The sequence below is a fragment of the Saccharopolyspora gloriosae genome, assembly GCF_014203325.1.
In the GTDB taxonomy this organism is placed as follows: Bacteria; Actinomycetota; Actinomycetes; order Mycobacteriales; family Pseudonocardiaceae; genus Saccharopolyspora_C; species Saccharopolyspora_C gloriosae.
Genome location: NZ_JACHIV010000001.1, coordinates 6,293,525 through 6,309,172, shown reverse-complemented (window position 1 = coordinate 6,309,172; position 15,648 = coordinate 6,293,525). Strand labels below are relative to the sequence as shown.

Genomic DNA, 15,648 nt, shown 5'->3' with positions numbered 1-15,648 from the left:
GCGAGCGAGGGTGGGCGCGCCCGAGCTGTCCGGAATGTGCGCCCCGGTCGGCGTGGGTGCCTCCCTCTCCCCGGTGACCAGGGCGCTGTCGGTACTCTTACGCACCGTGCAGGCCACGAGCACGATCGAGAGACCAGCGGCTCCGCCCGAGACTTCGTCGCGGACCTGGTCCAAAGCGTTCAACGACCTCGTCGAGGGCGCCAAGCAGCGTCAGCTGTGGGCGCATCTCGGCTGGCAGGACATCAAGCAGCGGTACCGCCGTTCGGTGATCGGACCGCTGTGGATCACCATCAGCATGGGCGTGATGGTGACCGGGCTGGGCATCCTCTACGGGAGCCTGTTCGGCACGGACCTGCGGGAGAAGCTGCCGCACCTCGCGGTCGGCTTCATCATCTGGGAGTTCATCCGCAACTGCGTGACCGAGGGCACCGAGGTGTTCATCAAGAACGAGGGGCTGATGAAGCAGCTCCCCGCTCCGCTGAGCGTGCACATCTACCGGCTGGTATGGCGGCAGACGCTGTTCTTCCTGCACAACCTGATCATCTACTTCCTGCTGCTGGCCATCTTCGCGCTGGCCGGGACGCCGATCCCGGTGAACTGGACGATCATCGTCGCGATCCCGGCGCTGCTGCTGATCATGATCAACGGCATCTGGGTGGCCACCCTGTTCGGCGTGATCGCCACCCGCTTCCGGGACATCCCGCCGGTGATCCAGAGCATCATGACGATGGCGCTGTTCATGTCCCCGATCACCTGGGGCATGTTCGAGTTCGAGCACAACGACCAGAACGCGTGGCGGCAGATCTTCGTCGACGGCAACCCGCTGTCGCACTACATCGCGATCTTCCGCGACCCGTTGATCGGGTTCGACCAGCACCTGTACCACTGGTACTGGGTCCTGGGCTGCACCGTCGTCGGCTTCCTGCTGGCAGCCGTGGTCCTGCGCAACTACCGCGCCCGCGTCCCCTACTGGGTCTGAGGGAGATCGAACGATGGTCAGCATCGACGTCTGGAACGCCGCGGTCGACTTCCCGATCTTCGACGCGAAGTCCCGCTCGCTGAAGAAGGCCGTGCTCGGCAAGGCCGGCGGCAAGATCGGCACCGACAGCAAGGTGCCGATCATCGAGGCACTGCACGACATCGACCTGCACCTCAGCCACGGCGACCGGCTCGCGCTGGTCGGCCACAACGGTGCGGGCAAGTCCACGCTGCTGCGGCTGCTGGCGGGCATCTACGAGCCGACCCGCGGCAGCGCCCGCGTCGTCGGCAAGGTCGCGCCGGTGTTCGACCTCGGCGTCGGCATGGACCCGGAGATCTCCGGGTACGAGAACATCGTCATCCGCGGTCTGTTCCTCGGCATGAACCGCAAGCAGATGGAAAAGCGGATGGACGAGATCGCCGAGTTCACCGAACTCGGCGACTACCTGGACATGCCGCTGCGCACCTACTCGACGGGCATGCGGGTGCGCCTCGCCATCGGCGTGGTCACCTCCATCGACCCCGAGATCCTGGTGCTCGACGAGGGCATCGGCGCGGTCGACGCGGACTTCCTGGAGAAGGTGCGCGACCGGCTCAAGGAGCTCGTGAAGCGCTCCGGCATCCTGATCTTCGCCTCGCACTCGGACGAGTTCCTGATGGAGCTGTGCAACTCGGCCGTGTGGATGGACAAGGGCGGGATCCGCGAGCACGGTTCGCTGCGCAGCGTGCTGACGTCCTACAAGGGCAAAGACCCGTTCGAAAACCTCAGTCCGGAAATGCTGGCGCAGGTCAGTGACACGGCCACCGCCACGATCGGGAGCGACAAAGCACCATGAGCGCCGACTCCGCCGAGCAGCCGCAACTTCCCGCAGATTCCGTCGTCGCGGTGATCGTCACCAGGCATCGCCGCGAGCTGCTCGCGGAGTCGCTCAAGGTGATCGCCACCCAGACGCGGGTGCCGGATCACCTGGTGGTCGTCGACAACGGGCCGGACCAACCGGCGCGGCAGGTCGTCGAGGACTGCCCGATCCCGTCGACGTACCTGCCCTCGCGGCACAACCTCGGCGGCGCGGGCGGGTTCGCGCTGGGCATGCTGCACGCGCTGGCGCTCGGCGCGGAGTGGGTGTGGCTCGGCGACGACGACGGCCGGCCCGCTGACGACCAGGCGCTGGCGACGCTGCTCGACGTGGCGCGCACCCGCAAGCTCGCCGCGGTCTCGCCGGTCGTGGTGAACATCAACCGGCCGGACAAGCTGGCGTTCCCGCTGCGCCGCGGCCTCACCTGGAAGCGGCGCCCGGAGGAGCTCAGCGCTCCCGGCGGGGACGCCGACTTCCTGCCGGGGATCGCGTCGTTCTTCAACGGCGCGCTGTTCCGCGCGGCCACGCTGGACGTGGTGGGCGTGCCGGACTACCGGCTGTTCGTCCGCGGCGACGAGGTGGAGCTGCACCGCCGCGTGGTGCGCTCGGGGCTGCCGTTCGGCACCTCGCTCAAGACGCGGTTCGTGCACCCGGACGGTTCGGACGAGTTCAAGCCGATGCTCGGCGGCCGGTTCCACGCGCAGGACCCGTCGGACGAGAACAAGCGCTACTACACCTACCGCAACCGCGGTTATCTGCTCTCGCAGCCGGGGATGCGCAAGATCGGGGCGCTGGAGTTCCTGCGGTTCGGGCTGTACTTCGTCGGCCAGCGCCGTGATCTGAAGGCGTTCCGCGAGTGGCTCCGCCTGGTCCGGCAGGGGCGCCGGGAGCAGTTCTTCCGCCGCTGAACGGGACGGTTCATCTTCCGCCGATCAAGGTCACCCGATCGCGTCTAGTTGGTTTGCCACTTGAGTGTCCACTGCGATAGAAGTATGCTGTGGTCAACAAGAAGCTGAAGCCGGCCAAGGTGCTGAGTCTCGCGCGGCGCGCGGCCCGAAATGCGAAGACGACGATCCAAGAGATCCCGGGCAGAGGTAAGGGCTCGCATCGGATCTTCGCGGTCTACGACCGAGAAGGCGCCGAAGTGGCCCGGTTCGGTTTAACCGGGCACAACAAAGAGATCTCTTGGTACGTGCTCACGCACATCGAGACCGGTTTGGCTCCCATTTTCGGCGACAAGTGGCTGGAGGACCGATGAGCTCCGAGCAGCTGGGCAGCTACCGAGTGGACGTGAGCAGGCAGGATCGAAGCTGGGTGGTGCACGTCCAGGGCCTGCCCGCCGGGGCCACTGAAGTGGATCACCTCGAGGAGCTCGACCTTGAGGTGCGAGACCTCATCGCCGGGCTCGCCGACCGAGAGCCGGACTCCTTCCGCATCGACTGGCGGTACCTGCAAGGCGATGTCGAGTACACCCGGCCCGTCGAAGAGTTGCGGCACTGGACGGCCGAGTCCAAGCGGGCGGCGGCGAACGCCGAGCGGGCGCGCTTGGAGATCATCACGACGTTGCGCTCCGCGGGCTTGAGCCAGCGGGTGATCGCCGAGGTGATCGGAACTTCGCACCAGCGGGTCGCTCAACTGATGGCGGAGGCGTCCTGAACCGTCCGTTGCGACGGTCACCGATCGGTCACGGGGGATCACGGGACGCTGAGAGACACCTGAGAATCACTCGATCGAGGCTGCTCATAGCGTCGGCAAACATCTCGGTTCCGGCCGCGTCGAACGCGCCGGAAGTCCCAGGACCAGGGACTACTATTCTCCTGGCGTGCTTAAGGGGCAGGAAGACAGCAGTCGCAAGGACGACCCATCGGAGTCGTCCTCGGATCAGGCGGCGGACTCTCCGGCACGCCCGGCGGCGAGCCGGCGCGACCCGTCCGCCAAGCAGCTGAGGTGGTTCGCCTCCGTGCTGGGGTTGCTGGGCGCCGTACTGGCGATCGCGGTGCCCTTCCTGCCGGTCGACCACAACATCAACACCCTGAGATGGCCCACCGCCGAGGGCACCAAGTCGGTCTCCGCGCCGCTGGTGAGCTTCTCGCCGCTGTGGATGAACGCGAACGTGCCGTGCGAATCGGTGCGCAGCGTCGACGCGCGCACCAACGGTCCGGCGAACCTGCTGAGCACGAACCCGCCGAACTCGGACTACGGCAACCTCACCGGCATGACCCTGCAGGCCGACAACGGCCAGGTCACCTTGCTGTCCAAAGGCCAGCAGGTCGGCACGGTGCCGGTCCCGGCGGGCGACTGCGCCATCACGGTGCGCTCCGACGTCGCCGGCACCAAGGTGAAGCTCGGTGACGAGACGCTGGCGAACCTGCGCGGCGACCAGCGCCCGCAGCTGACCGGCATCTTCTCCGACATCGACTCGACCCGCGACAACATCGACGGCCTGTCCTTCGAGGCCCGCGTCGACAACCGCTACGAGAGCAGCGCGACGCCGATCAAGCTCACCGTGATCGGCCTGGCGGTGCTGGCCTTCATCGGCTCCGTCGTGTGCCTGCGGCGCCTGGACGTGCGCGCGGGACGACGCCCGCCCCGGCTGGTGCCGCGCGGCTGGTGGAAGCCGACGCTGCGGGACGTCTCGGTGTTCGGCGCGCTGATCATCTGGTGGATCGCGGGCGCGATGACCTCCGATGACGGCTACATCCTCACCATCGCGCGAGCGCGCGAGAGCGCCGGCTACATCAGCAACTACTACCGCTGGTTCGCGGTGCCGGAAGCGCCGTTCGGCTGGTTCTACGAGCTGTACTCGATGTGGGTGCAGATCTCCACGGCCACGCCGTGGGTGCGGCTGCCCGCGTTGCTGATGGGCTCGGTCAGCTGGCTGCTGATCAGCCGCGAAGTGCTGCCGAGGCTGGGCCAGCAGGTCCGGCGCAGCAACGCCGCGGGCTGGGCCGCCGCGGCCGTGTTCCTCGCGTTCTGGCTGCCCTACAACAACGGCCTGCGCGCCGAGCCGGTCATCGCGCTGTTCTCGCTGCTGGCGCTGTGCGCCGTGGAGCGCGCGGTCGCCACCGGCCGCCTGATGCCCGCCGCGCTGGGCCTCGTCGTGGCCGCGCTCGCGCTGGGCGCCGGTCCGCACGGCCTGGTCGCGGTGCTGCCCTACATCGCGGCGCTCAAGCCGCTGCTGCGGTTGGTGCGGCAGCGGGCCAAGGACTACGGCTGGGTACCGGTGCTGGCGCCGATCGCGGCGTGCGGCTTCATCATCCTGGCCGCCGTGTTCGCGGACCAGACCTGGCAGTCGATCATGGACGCCACGGACCTGCGCACCGAGATCGGCCCGAGCGAGGACTGGTACCAGGAGCTCAACCGCTACAACCTGCTGTTCAGCCCCACCCCGGACGGTTCGCTGGTGCGCCGGTTCCCGGTGCTGCTGGTGATGCTGTGCCTGGCGACGTGCGCGGTGATGCTGCTGCGCCGCGGTCGCATCCGCGGTGCGGCGCTCGGCCCGAGCCGCCGCCTGCTGGCCGTGGCCGCGCTGTCGTTCGTGGCGCTGGCCCTGACCCCCACCAAGTGGTCGCACCACTTCGGCATCTTCGCCGCCGTCGGCGGGGCGCTCGCCGCGTTGACGGCGCTGGCCACGAGCAGCACGGTGCTGCGATCGCGGCGCAACCGGGCGGCGTTCTTCTCCGGGCTCATGGTGATCTGCGCGTTCGCCTCGACCGGGCCGAACGCGTGGTGGTACGTCTCCGGTTGGGGCGTGCCGTGGTTCGACAAGGCCCCGTCGATCGACGGCCGCAACGCGAGCACGCTGCTGCTGGGCATCGCGGCCATCGCGGGCATCGTGGCGTTCGTCGAGCACTTGAGGCTGGACGAGAAGAACCCGAAGGTCGTCGAGAGCGTCGAACCCGGCCGGACCGGCATGGAGAAGCGCAGCCGCGCGCTGCGGCTCGGCACGGCACCGCTGGCGATCATCTGCGCGCTGCTGGTGCTGGGCGAGCTCGCGACCTTCGGCAAGGTCATCCAGAAGCAGGCGGGCACCTACAGCCTGGGCATGGACAACATCAAGCAGCTCGCCGGTTCCAGCTGCGGCCTGTCCGACTACGTGTACGTGGAGCCCGATCCGAAGGCGGGCATGTTGCCGGTCGCCGGGCAGCAGCCGTCCAAGCCCGTGCCGGACTTCGAGGTGCCCAAGCGCAACGCCGACAAGGAGAACGCCGAGCAGTACTTGGCGCCGAAGATGGAGGGCTTCCGCAAGCCGGGCCTGCCCGTCGGCGACGGTTCCGACCCGGAGGAGCCGGACTGGCGCCCGCCGCACCAGTTCGGCGACGACAAGGCCCCGGTGTGGGGCAGCTACGACGAGGCGGGCACCGGCACCGGTGAGCTGCGCACCCAGTGGTACGACCTGCCGGAGCGCGCGGCGACGGGCGAGGTGCCGGTGGTGCTGAGCCTCGCGGGTGCCGAGGGCGGCGCGAACGCGCTGGTGCTGGAGTTCGGCCGGGACACCCCGCAGGGCTTCGAGATGATGCACCGGCAGTTCGTCGGCCAGGGCCCGGCTCCGCAGTGGCGGGACTACCGGTTCACCGTCGGCGGTGAGGCCGAGGGCGCCACGAAGATGCGCGTCGTCGGTGTCGACCAGGCGGTCTCGCCGAACGGCTGGCTCGCGGTGAGCGCGCCGCGCGCGCCGCAGCTGCAGAACATGACCGACGTCGTCGGCGACGCCCCCACGTTCGTGGAGTGGACGGCGGCGCTGGTGCACCCCTGCCTGCAGATCTCCGGGATCCGCAACGGCGTCGCCGAGATGCCGCGGTTCCGGGTCTCGGCCGGCGCCGAGGTGCGCGACATCGGCGCGGGCTGGTCCTCGCCGGACGCGGGCGGTCCGTTCGGCTGGATGAACGTCAGCTCCAGCGTGCGGGAACTGCCGACGTACATGCGCGGGGACCTGACGCGGGACTGGGGTTCGCTCTACGAGGTGGACCCGTACCAGCCGGACGCGTTGCCCGCGGAGACCGCGATGGACGTGCGCAAGGAGACCCATTCGGGCCTGTGGACGCCGGGGCCGCTGACGAAGACGGTGGAGCTGCCGGGCGACGTGCCCAGCTCCGACGACCGCAACGACGTCAAGCAGCTCGGCGGTGACGAACCGCAGCAGTAGGAGCAGTCCGACGCGGCCCGCTCGACCGGATCAGGTCGGGCGGGCCGCTTCGCGTCCGCCCAGGGTGAAAACGGGGCGCCGGGCGTCCGCCGAGGGTGAAAGCGCCTGCCGCCGGGGCGCGGGCGGTGGTGCGCTGGGGGGCATGAGTGAGAAGCGACCAGGATTGATCCTGCACTTGGCGGGCGTGTCCCAGCCCCTGCACATCGCGTTGGACGCCACCGAAGCGGAAACGCTCGACGGGCGGCTGGCGGAGCTGATGGGTTCCGGCGGTACGACGTTGCTGACGACGGCGGACGGCGGCAAGTTCGCGGTGAACTTCGCCCACGTCGCCACCGCGCACGTGGAGAGCACCCGCTCCGACAGCAACGCCTACGGGGCGCCCGACCGGGCCACCGGCTTCGGGAGCTGAGCGCCGGGCGCGAACGGCCCGTGCGCCCGGCGGCACCGGGCGGGTGGGGCGTTCGCGCCCTGTTCGCGCGGTGTCAGTCGCGGAAGACGACCCACTTCAGCATCACGAAGTTGATCAGCGTGCCGAGGCCCTGGGCGATCACCCAGAACAGCCCGAACTGCCAGGCCTCGCGCGCGTCGAACAGGAAGCACAGCAGCTCGTTCGAACCCATGTTCACGAAGAACGTGGTCGTGTAGACGATCGCGAAGGCCCCGGCCTTGGCCGTGGAGTTGCCGGAGCTGGCACCGCTGAAGGTGAACTTCCGGTTGATCAGGTACGACGCGGTGGTGCCGAGGATGAACGAGATCGACTTCGACAGCCACGTCGGCCACCCGAGCACGCCCAGCAGCACCGAGTACGTACCCGCGTCGATCAGGGCGCAGAACCCGCCGATGGCCACGAAGCGGAAGAGCTGCTGGAACAGCCCGAGCTTCTTGAGCTCGGCGTCTGCGCCGGATTCGGCCACGGCCACTGGTTCACCCCAAGTGTCGGCAACAGCGTCGGTACGGCAGGCCCGGAGGCGAACGCCCCGCAAGTCGCCCCGAAAAGTGTAGCGGTGAACCTCTGCGCCCCCTGGTGCACCTGTGCTAGCGGGGCGCTACCCGCCCGTACTCGGGGACGCGCCGCGGATAGACTCGGCTGGGTGGGATCGGGACAGCACGACCATGCGACCAGCGAACGGGTTCAGCGACTGGCCGGGTGGGGGCGCACGGCGCCGACCTCGGCTCGAGTCGTGAGCACCCCGGACGTCGACGTGATCGCGCGAGCGGTCCGCGAAGCGGGCCCGCGCGGCGTCATCGCCCGCGGCCTCGGCCGCAGCTACGGCGACCCGTCGCAGAACGCGGGCGGCACCGTCATCGACATGACCGCGCTGAACCGCGTGCACCAGGTCGACGCGGACGAGGCGACGGTCGTGGTCGACGCGGGCGTCTCGCTGGACACGCTGATGCGCCGCCTGCTGCCGTACGGCCTGTGGATCCCGGTGCTGCCGGGGACCCGCCAGGTCACCGTCGGCGGCGCCATCGGTTCCGACATCCACGGCAAGAACCACCACTCGCAGGGTTCGTTCGGCAGCCACGTGCTGTCGCTGGACCTGCTCACCGCCGACGGTTCGGTGCGGACCCTGTCGCCGCAGGGCACCGGCTCCGAGCTGTTCTGGGCGACGGTCGGCGGCATGGGGCTGACCGGCATCATCCTGAAGGCCACGATCCGGCTCAAGCGCGTCGAAACGGCGTACTTCCTGGTCGACAACGTGCAGACGAAGAACCTCGACGAGCTGATCGAGCACTTCACCGACGGCTCCGACGGCAACTACATCTACTCCGTGGCCTGGTTCGACTCGCTGGCGCGTGGCGAGAACCTGGGTCGCGCGCTGTTGACCAGGGGCAACTCCGCGACGCTGGAGGACCTGCCGAAGAAGCTGCGCAAGGACCCGTTGAAGTTCAACGCCCCGCAGCTGATGACGGCGCCGCCGATCTTCCCGAACGGGCTGGTGAACAAGTACACGATCACCGCCTTCAACGAGGTCTGGTACCGCAAGGCGCCGACGAAGTTCGGGGCCGTGCAGAACATCACCCAGTTCTTCCACCCGCTCGACCTGGTCGGCGAGTGGAACCGGATCTACGGTCCGAACGGTTTCCTGCAGTACCAGTTCATGGTGCCGTTCGGGCAGGAGGCGATGTTCCGCCGGTCCATCGACAAGATCAGCGCCAGCGGGCACGCGTCGTTCCTGAACGTGCTCAAGACCTTCGGCAAGGGCAACGACGCCCCGATGTCCTTCCCCAGCGAGGGCTGGACGCTGACCGTCGACATCCCGATCACGCCCGGCCTCGACCGGTTGTGCCAGGAGCTCGACGAGCTGGTGCTCGACGCGGGCGGCAGGCTCTACCTCGCCAAGGAGTCGCGGACGTCGGCGGAGATGATCGAGCGGATGTACCCGCGCATCCACGAGTGGCGCAAGATCCGCGCCTCGGTCGACCCCGAGGGCGTGTTCCATTCCGACCTGTCCCGGAGGTTGAGCCTGTGACCGCAGCGTTGCAGAACCGGAAGCTGATGGGCTGGGCGCGCACCGCGCCGACCCACGCCCAGGTGCTGAGCACCCCTGACGTCGACGCCATCGCCCGCGCCGTCCGCGAGGCGGACGAGCGCGGCGTGATCGCCCGCGGCCTCGGCCGCAGCTACGGCGACGTGTCGCAGAACGCGGGCGGCACCGTCATCGACATGACCGCGCTGAACCGCATCCACGACATCGACCCGGACAACGCCGTGGTCGACGTGGACGCGGGCGTGAGCCTGGACCAGCTGATGAAGGCGGCGCTGCCGCACGGCCTGTGGGTGCCGGTGCTGCCGGGCACCCGCCAGGTCACCATCGGCGGTGCCATCGGCTGCGACATCCACGGCAAGAACCACCACTCGCACGGGAGCTTCGGCAACCACGTGGTGTCGATGGACCTGCTCACCGCGGACGGCGAGGTCCGCACCCTGACCCCGGACGGGGAGGGCTCCGAGCTGTTCTGGGCGACGGTGGGCGGTGTCGGGCTGACCGGCATCGTGCTGCGCGCCAAGGTGAAGATGAAGCGCACCGAGAGCGCGTACTTCATCGTCGACGCCGACCGCACGAAGGACCTGGACGAGACGCTGGAGCTGTTCTCCAACGGGTCCGACATGAACTACGACTACTCGATGGCGTGGTTCGACGCGATCTCCACCGGCCCGAAGCTGGGCCGCTCGGCGTTCTCCCGTGGCTCGCTGGCCAAGCTCGACGAGCTGCCGCCGAAGCTGCGCGCGGACCCGTTGAAGTTCGACGCCCCGCAGCTGCTGACCTTCCCGGACGTCTTCCCGAACGGCCTGGCCAACAAGCTGACGTTCAGCACGCTCAGCGAGGTCTGGTACCGCAAGACGCCGAAGGCGGGCCGTGGTCAGGTGCAGAACCTGACGGCCTTCTACCACCCGCTGGACATGTTCGGCGAGTGGAACCGCGCCTACGGCTCCAAGGGGTTCCTGCAGTACCAGTTCATCCTGCCGTTCGACCAGCACGAAGCGCTGCGCACGCTGGTGAAGCGCATCGCGGAGTCCGGGCACGTGTCGTTCCTGAACGTGCTCAAGCGGATGGGCGACAGCAGCCGCGCGCCGCTGTCGTTCGCGATGCCGGGCTGGACGATCACCGTCGACTTCCCGATCAAGGACGGGCTCAGCCGGTTCTGCCAGGAGCTCGACGACCTGGTGCTGGGTGCGGGCGGTCGCCTGTACTTCGCGAAGGATTCGCGCACCACGCCGGAGATGATCCAGCAGATGTACCCCCGTCTCGACGAGTGGCGCAAGGTGCGCGCCGCCGTCGACCCGCAAGGAATCTTCCACTCCGATCTGTCCCGAAGGTTGGCCCTGTGATCGACGCCGTTGGAAACCCGCAGTCCCTGTTCATCCTCGGTGGTACGTCCGACATCGCGCTGGCGACCGCGGAGCAGTACGCGAACCAGCGCCCGCTGCGGATCGTGCTGGCCGCGCGCCCGGAGGAAGCCGACCTGGTCGAGGCCGCCGCGGAGCGGCTGCGCAAGACCGGCAGCACGGTCAGCACCATCGAGTTCGAGGCCACCGACCCGGAGACGCACGGCGAGGTCGTCGAGAAGGCCTTCGCCGACGGCGACATCGACGTCACCCTGGTCGCCTTCGGCGTGCAGCTCGACAACGAGAAGTGCTGGACCGACCCGGCCGCGGCGCGGCTGACCGCCGAGGTCAACTACGTGGCGCCGATGTCGCTGGGCGTGCACCTGGCGAACAAGCTGCGCAAGCAGGGCCACGGGCACCTGGTGATGATGGCCTCGCCCGCCGGTGAGCGCGCCCGCCGGACGAACTTCGTCTACGGCTCCGCCAAGGGCGGCATCGACCTGTTCTACTCCGGCCTGACCTACGCCCTGGAAGGCTCGGGCGTGAAGGTCACGGTCGTGCGGCCGAACTTCGTGAAGACGAAGCTCACCGCCGGCATGAAGCCCGCCCCGATGGCGCAGACGCCCGAGCAGGTCGGCGCCGCGATCATCGACGCGGTCCGCAAGGGCAAGGAGTCCATCTGGGTCCCGGGGCAGATGCGCTGGGTGATGGTCGTGCTGCGGCACCTGCCGCGGGTGATCTTCCGCCGCCTGTCGTTCTGATCCGCGACGCGTGAGCGAAGGGCCGCCGGGCGAACCGGCGGCCCTTTCTCATGCCCGGTCAGCCGGCCCGGCGACCAGCAGCGGAGTTCCCCCGGTGATGCGCAGGAGCTCCGCGAACGTGCTCGGGAACATGGCGTGCTCGCTGCCCGCTCCCGCCCACACGGTCGGGTGCTCGGCCAACGCCCGGTCCACGACCGTGCGGATCCGCCGGGGGTGACCGACCGGGCCGACGCCGCCCACCGGCTGACCGGTCGCGTCGAGCACGAACTCCGGTGTGGCGCGGCGGATCCACCCGATCCCGAGCTCCCGCGCGACGTGCGCGGTGTCCACCCGGTGCGCGCCGCTCGCGATCACCAGCAGCGGCTCGTCGTCCACCGCGAACACCAGGCTGTTCGCGATGGCCGCGGCGGTGCAGCCGAGGCGTTCCGCGGCCGCCGCCGCGGTCGGCACCGGTTCGGCGAACTCGACGACCTCTCCCGGCACGTCGAGTTCCCGGAGTCGTGCGCTGAAGGCGTTGATGATGTCGGTCATCTCCGCACTCTGGCGCGGTCCGGTTCGGCACGGCAACCCGATTGGCGCCGCACGCGACGGGAACGGTGCGGCCGGTCAGCCGGTGCGCAGCGGGAGCTTGCGGACGCCGGTCATGTTCGGGTTCGGCTGGAACTCCGGCGGATCGGCCGGATCGGTGGCGAGGACGGGGAACCGGTCGAACAGCTTGCCGAGCGCGACGCGCCCTTCGAGCCGAGCCAGCGGCGCGCCGAGGCAGAAGTGGACGCCGCGCCCGAACCCGAGGTGCGGATTGGGGTCGCGGGTCGGGTCGAAGACGTCCGGGTTCGAGAACCGCCGCGGATCCCGGTTCGCGGCGGCGGCCCACACCATCAGCAACTGATCGGCGGGAATGCGCTGACCGCCGAGCTCCGCCTCGGTGCTGGTGACCCGCCCGAGCGTGGCGAACGGGCTGAGGAACCGCAGCGATTCCTCGATCACGGCGGGCAGCGAGGACCTCTCCGCGCGGGCGCGGGCCTGGTGCTCGGGGTGCGCGTCGAGGCACAGCACGGTGTTGCCCAGCAGCATCGTGGTCGTGATGTGCCCGGCGATGAGCAGCACGTTCGCGAAGTTGACGACTTCCGCGCGGGTGAGCCGCTCGCCGTCCACCTCGGCTTCGACGAGCTTGCTGAGCAGGTCCTCGCGCGGGTGCGCGCGGCGTTCGTCGACGTGCCCGCCCAAGTACTCGGTGAGGTTGCGGACCTGGGCGAGCACCGCGTCGAGCTCGCGCTGCTGCTCCGGCGTCTGCTCCTTGAGCGACGGCGTCGCGTCGCGGGTGAACATCGCGTCCACCCACTCCTTGAACAGCTCGCGGTCGCTCGCGGGCACGCCCAGCAGCTCGGCGATGACGATCACCGGCAGCGGATAGGCGAGGTCGGCGACGAGCTCCAGCCGGTCCGCGCCGTCGACGGCGTCGAGCAGTTCGTCGGTGAGTCCGGCGATGCGCGGTTCGAGCCCGGCGACGACCTTCGGGGTGAAGGCGTGGCTGACGAGCTTGCGCAGCTTGTTGTGCTCCGGCGGGTCCATCCGCACCAGGTTGCCGTCGGCGAACTCGTCGCCCTGCGGGAACAACCTGCTGGTGTCGGAGGAGAACGTCGCCGGGTCGCCGAGCAGCTGGACGGCTTCCGGGTGCCCGTAGACGTTCCACAGCCCGGTCGCCTCGTCGTGCTGCACCGGGTCGCCGAGCAGCTGGACGGCTTCCGGGTGCCCGTAGACGTTCCACAGCCCGGTCGCCTCGTCGTGCTGCACCGGGTCGCGGGGCCGTTCGCCGTGCAGCCAGAACTGCGATGTCGGTAATCCCCAGTTCTCGATCGCGGTCATGATGTCCCCTTCATCAAGCGTCGACGGGTATCACCGGGAGGCGTTCGCCGCGTCCAACGCGTCGAACAGCTCCCGGTAGCCGGTGATCAGTTCGGTGAGCAGCGCGTCGATCCGGTCCGCGACCGCGCGCACCACGGCCGGGTCCGGTCGTTCCGGCGGTTCGAAGGCGTGCCGGATGGTGTGGGCGAGTGCATCGGCCTTGAGCTCCCGGTCGATGCCGGAGACCGCGGGCTTGTAGTCGTCGGCCAGGAAGAACCCGAGCGCGGCGGCGTTGAGCGTGTAGGCGAGGTCGGGCACGTCCGCGCGCAGCAGTCCGGACTCGGCGAGCACCGAGTAGAAGCGCTCGTTGGTCTCCTGCATCCGATCGGAGCCGGCGCGCTCCCGGAGCGCCCCCAGCATCTCGGTGTCCCCGGTGACCAGCGCCAGCGCCAGCGGCCGGCGGAAGGTCACGAGGTAGGCCAGCCGCAGCAACCGGTGCGGGCGGACCTCGTTCGGGTCGGCGCGCAGCGCCCCCAGCACGTCCTCGACCAGCGCGACCGACTCGCGGACGAGCAGGCTCTGGAACAGCGCGACCTTGGTCTTCCAGTGCAGGTAGACGGTGCCCTTCCCGACGCCGGCCTGGCGGGCGACGTCGTCGATGGTCACCTTCCGGTAGCCGTGGCGCAGCAGCAGCTCTCCTGCCGCGTCGAGGATCCGGTCGGCTCGATCGGTGTTGCGGGGCACTCGGTGTCCTTCCCTGCGCGGGCCGCGGGCCCGACCGTCGTGTCCACGTGACCGGATTCGCTCATCTGGTCACGCTAGCCCGCGTCCACCCCGCTGACAAGCGGTTTCCGCCGAGCAGCGGATCGCACCTGCGGTGGCCGAGCGCTCACACCGCGCGCAACGGAAGCCGCTGCACGCCGGTCAAGCTCGGGTGCCCGCGGAAGCGGGGCGGGTCCTCCGGGACCGTGCCGAAACCCGGGAACCGGTCGAGCAGCTGACCGAGCACCACCTCGCCCTCCAACCGGGCCAGCGGGGCGCCGAGGCAGAAGTGGACGCCCCGGCCGAAACCGAGGTGCGGATTCGGGTCGCGGGCCGGGTCGAACACGTCCGGGTCCGGGAACCGCCGCGGATCGCGGTTGGCGGCGCCGAGCCACACCGACACCGGCCGGTCGGCCGGAATCCGCTGACCGCCCAGCTCCACCTCCGCGGTCGTCACCCGCGCGACCGAGGCGAACGGGCTCAGCAAGCGCAACGACTCCTCGATCACGGCGGGCAGCGCGCGGCGATCGGTGCGGGCGCGGGCCTGGTGCTCGGGGTGGGCGTCGAGGCAGAGCACGGTGTTGCCCAGCAGCATCGTGGTGGTGAGGTGGCCCGCGATGAGCAACGAGGTCGCGAAGTGGGCCACCTCGGCGCGCGTCAGCCGCACGTCGTCCACCTCGGCTTCGACGAGCCGCGTGAGCAGGTCCTCCCGCGGGTGCGCGCGCCGCTCGTCGGCGTGCTCGGTCAGGTAGTCGCGCAGCTTCCGGAACATGGCGACCGCCGTCCGCGTCCGCTGCTCCGGATCCGAGTCGGAACCTCCGGGTTCCGTCCCGCCGAGGGCCACGTCGACCCATCCCGTGAACAGGTCGCGTTCGTCGGCGGGCACACCCAGCAATTCGGCGATGACGATCGACGGGAGGGGGTGGGCGACGTCGGCCACCAGGTCGAGCCGGTCGCCCGCGCGGTCGAGCAGTTCGCGGGTGATCTCGGTGATGCGTGGTTCGAGTCCGGCGACGACTTTCGGAGTGAAGGCGCGGCTGACGAGCCTGCGCAACTTCGTGTGCTCCGGCGGATCCCACTGCAGCAGGTCGCCCTCGACGAACTCCTGCATCTGGGGCTGCAGCCTGCTCGTGTTCGACGAATAGGACCGCGGGTCGCCGAGCACGCGCACCGCCTCCGCGTGGCCGTACACGTGCGCGCCTCCGGTGTCGGGGTCCCGCTGGACGGCGGTCGCCGGTCGTTCGCCGCGCAACCAGAACTGCGATTCCGGCAGTCCCCAACGCTCGCTCGCGATCATGAATCGTCCCCCGTCGTGGTCGAGGAGTCGTACCGCTTCCCGTTCCAGCAGTACGGAGACGGCTCAGCCCCGTCGAGCGATTTCGCTGAGAGCCTTCGACCGCGTGCTCCGCGCGGTGGGCCGCGGGGCGTCGGCGACGGTGCGTCACGGCTGCGGTTCCGGTGCCGCTC

Annotated in this window: 15 protein-coding genes; 10 read left to right on the top strand and 5 right to left on the bottom strand. The window is 69.6% G+C overall.

The features are described 5' to 3' along the window. Positions 1-10 precede the first annotated feature (10 nt). The 7 genes from wzm (at position 11) to BJ969_RS27335 (ending at position 7,390) form a co-directional block, all read left to right on the top strand. Positions 11-979, top strand: a complete 969-nt coding sequence (gene wzm / locus BJ969_RS27365; RefSeq protein ID WP_343071619.1) for a galactan export ABC transporter permease subunit Wzm/RfbD — start codon at positions 11-13, stop codon at positions 977-979. A gap of 13 nt (positions 980-992) precedes the next feature. Further along, a complete protein-coding gene (gene wzt / locus BJ969_RS27360; RefSeq protein WP_184483770.1) occupies positions 993-1,814 on the top strand; it encodes a galactan export ABC transporter ATP-binding subunit Wzt/RfbE in 822 nt (273 codons plus the stop codon). Continuing rightward, the gene (gene glfT1 / locus BJ969_RS27355) at positions 1,811-2,743 is read left to right on the top strand and encodes a galactofuranosyltransferase GlfT1 (protein WP_184483768.1); all 933 of its coding nucleotides are present in this window, start codon (positions 1,811-1,813) and stop codon (positions 2,741-2,743) included. The genes wzt and glfT1 overlap by 4 nt, the downstream gene beginning before the upstream one ends. A gap of 89 nt (positions 2,744-2,832) precedes the next feature. Beyond that, entirely contained in the window at positions 2,833-3,093 is a 261-nt protein-coding gene (locus BJ969_RS27350; protein ID WP_184483766.1) for a hypothetical protein, read from the top strand. Next, positions 3,090-3,491, top strand: coding sequence for a MerR (locus BJ969_RS27345; protein WP_184483764.1), 402 nt, complete (start codon positions 3,090-3,092; stop codon positions 3,489-3,491). Before BJ969_RS27350 ends, BJ969_RS27345 begins: the two co-directional genes overlap by 4 nt. 166 nt (positions 3,492-3,657) lie before the next feature. After that, positions 3,658-6,981, top strand: coding sequence for an arabinosyltransferase domain-containing protein (locus tag BJ969_RS27340; RefSeq protein WP_184483762.1), 3,324 nt, complete (start codon positions 3,658-3,660; stop codon positions 6,979-6,981). Positions 6,982-7,123: 142 nt separating this feature from the next. After that, a complete protein-coding gene (locus BJ969_RS27335; RefSeq protein ID WP_184483760.1) occupies positions 7,124-7,390 on the top strand; it encodes a hypothetical protein in 267 nt (88 codons plus the stop codon). A 73-nt stretch (positions 7,391-7,463) separates the two neighbouring features. Here the strand turns inward: BJ969_RS27335 and BJ969_RS27330 are convergent, their stop codons facing one another. Next, on the bottom strand, positions 7,464-7,901 hold the full coding sequence (locus BJ969_RS27330) for a GtrA family protein (protein ID WP_184483758.1): 438 nt from the start codon (positions 7,899-7,901) through the stop codon (positions 7,464-7,466). 171 nt (positions 7,902-8,072) lie between these two features. Here BJ969_RS27330 and dprE1 (BJ969_RS27325) point away from each other — a divergent pair, with 171 nt between their 5' ends. The 3 genes from dprE1 (BJ969_RS27325) to dprE2 are packed head-to-tail and all read left to right on the top strand — an operon-like array spanning position 8,073 to position 11,574. Then, positions 8,073-9,455, top strand: coding sequence for a decaprenylphosphoryl-beta-D-ribose oxidase (gene dprE1 / locus BJ969_RS27325; protein ID WP_184483756.1), 1,383 nt, complete (start codon positions 8,073-8,075; stop codon positions 9,453-9,455). 26 nt (positions 9,456-9,481) lie between these two features. Continuing rightward, positions 9,482-10,816 carry a decaprenylphosphoryl-beta-D-ribose oxidase gene (dprE1, locus tag BJ969_RS27320; protein WP_184485905.1) on the top strand — a complete coding sequence of 445 codons (1,335 nt, stop codon included), beginning with the start codon at positions 9,482-9,484 and terminating at the stop codon, positions 10,814-10,816. Then, positions 10,813-11,574: a decaprenylphospho-beta-D-erythro-pentofuranosid-2-ulose 2-reductase gene (dprE2, locus tag BJ969_RS27315; RefSeq protein WP_184483754.1), complete on the top strand. Its 762-nt coding sequence runs from the start codon at positions 10,813-10,815 to the stop codon at positions 11,572-11,574. The genes dprE1 (BJ969_RS27320) and dprE2 overlap by 4 nt, the downstream gene beginning before the upstream one ends. A 48-nt stretch (positions 11,575-11,622) precedes the next feature. Here the strand turns inward: dprE2 and BJ969_RS27310 are convergent, their stop codons facing one another. From BJ969_RS27310 to BJ969_RS27295, 4 genes are all read right to left on the bottom strand, one after another. Continuing rightward, positions 11,623-12,105 carry a YbaK/EbsC family protein gene (locus BJ969_RS27310; protein ID WP_184483752.1) on the bottom strand — a complete coding sequence of 161 codons (483 nt, stop codon included), beginning with the start codon at positions 12,103-12,105 and terminating at the stop codon, positions 11,623-11,625. 75 nt (positions 12,106-12,180) lie between these two features. Beyond that, entirely contained in the window at positions 12,181-13,443 is a 1,263-nt protein-coding gene (locus BJ969_RS27305) for a cytochrome P450 (RefSeq protein ID WP_343071733.1), read from the bottom strand. A gap of 27 nt (positions 13,444-13,470) precedes the next feature. Further along, complete coding sequence (locus BJ969_RS27300; protein WP_184483748.1) at positions 13,471-14,163, bottom strand: TetR family transcriptional regulator; 693 nt, start codon at positions 14,161-14,163, stop codon at positions 13,471-13,473. A gap of 145 nt (positions 14,164-14,308) precedes the next feature. Continuing rightward, a complete protein-coding gene (locus tag BJ969_RS27295) occupies positions 14,309-15,478 on the bottom strand; it encodes a cytochrome P450 (protein WP_184483746.1) in 1,170 nt (389 codons plus the stop codon). Between the last annotated feature and the right edge of the window lie 170 nt (positions 15,479-15,648).

Coding starts and splice junctions, on each gene's coding strand:
- BJ969_RS27310 (WP_184483752.1), bottom strand. CDS start 12,105: ATGACCGACATCATCAACGCCTTCAGCGCACGACTCCGGGAACTCGAC.
- wzt (WP_184483770.1), top strand. CDS start 993: ATGGTCAGCATCGACGTCTGGAACGCCGCGGTCGACTTCCCGATCTTC.
- glfT1 (WP_184483768.1), top strand. CDS start 1,811: ATGAGCGCCGACTCCGCCGAGCAGCCGCAACTTCCCGCAGATTCCGTC.
- BJ969_RS27335 (WP_184483760.1), top strand. CDS start 7,124: ATGAGTGAGAAGCGACCAGGATTGATCCTGCACTTGGCGGGCGTGTCC.
- BJ969_RS27345 (WP_184483764.1), top strand. CDS start 3,090: ATGAGCTCCGAGCAGCTGGGCAGCTACCGAGTGGACGTGAGCAGGCAG.
- BJ969_RS27295 (WP_184483746.1), bottom strand. CDS start 15,478: ATGATCGCGAGCGAGCGTTGGGGACTGCCGGAATCGCAGTTCTGGTTG.
- dprE1 (WP_184485905.1), top strand. CDS start 9,482: ATGGGCTGGGCGCGCACCGCGCCGACCCACGCCCAGGTGCTGAGCACC.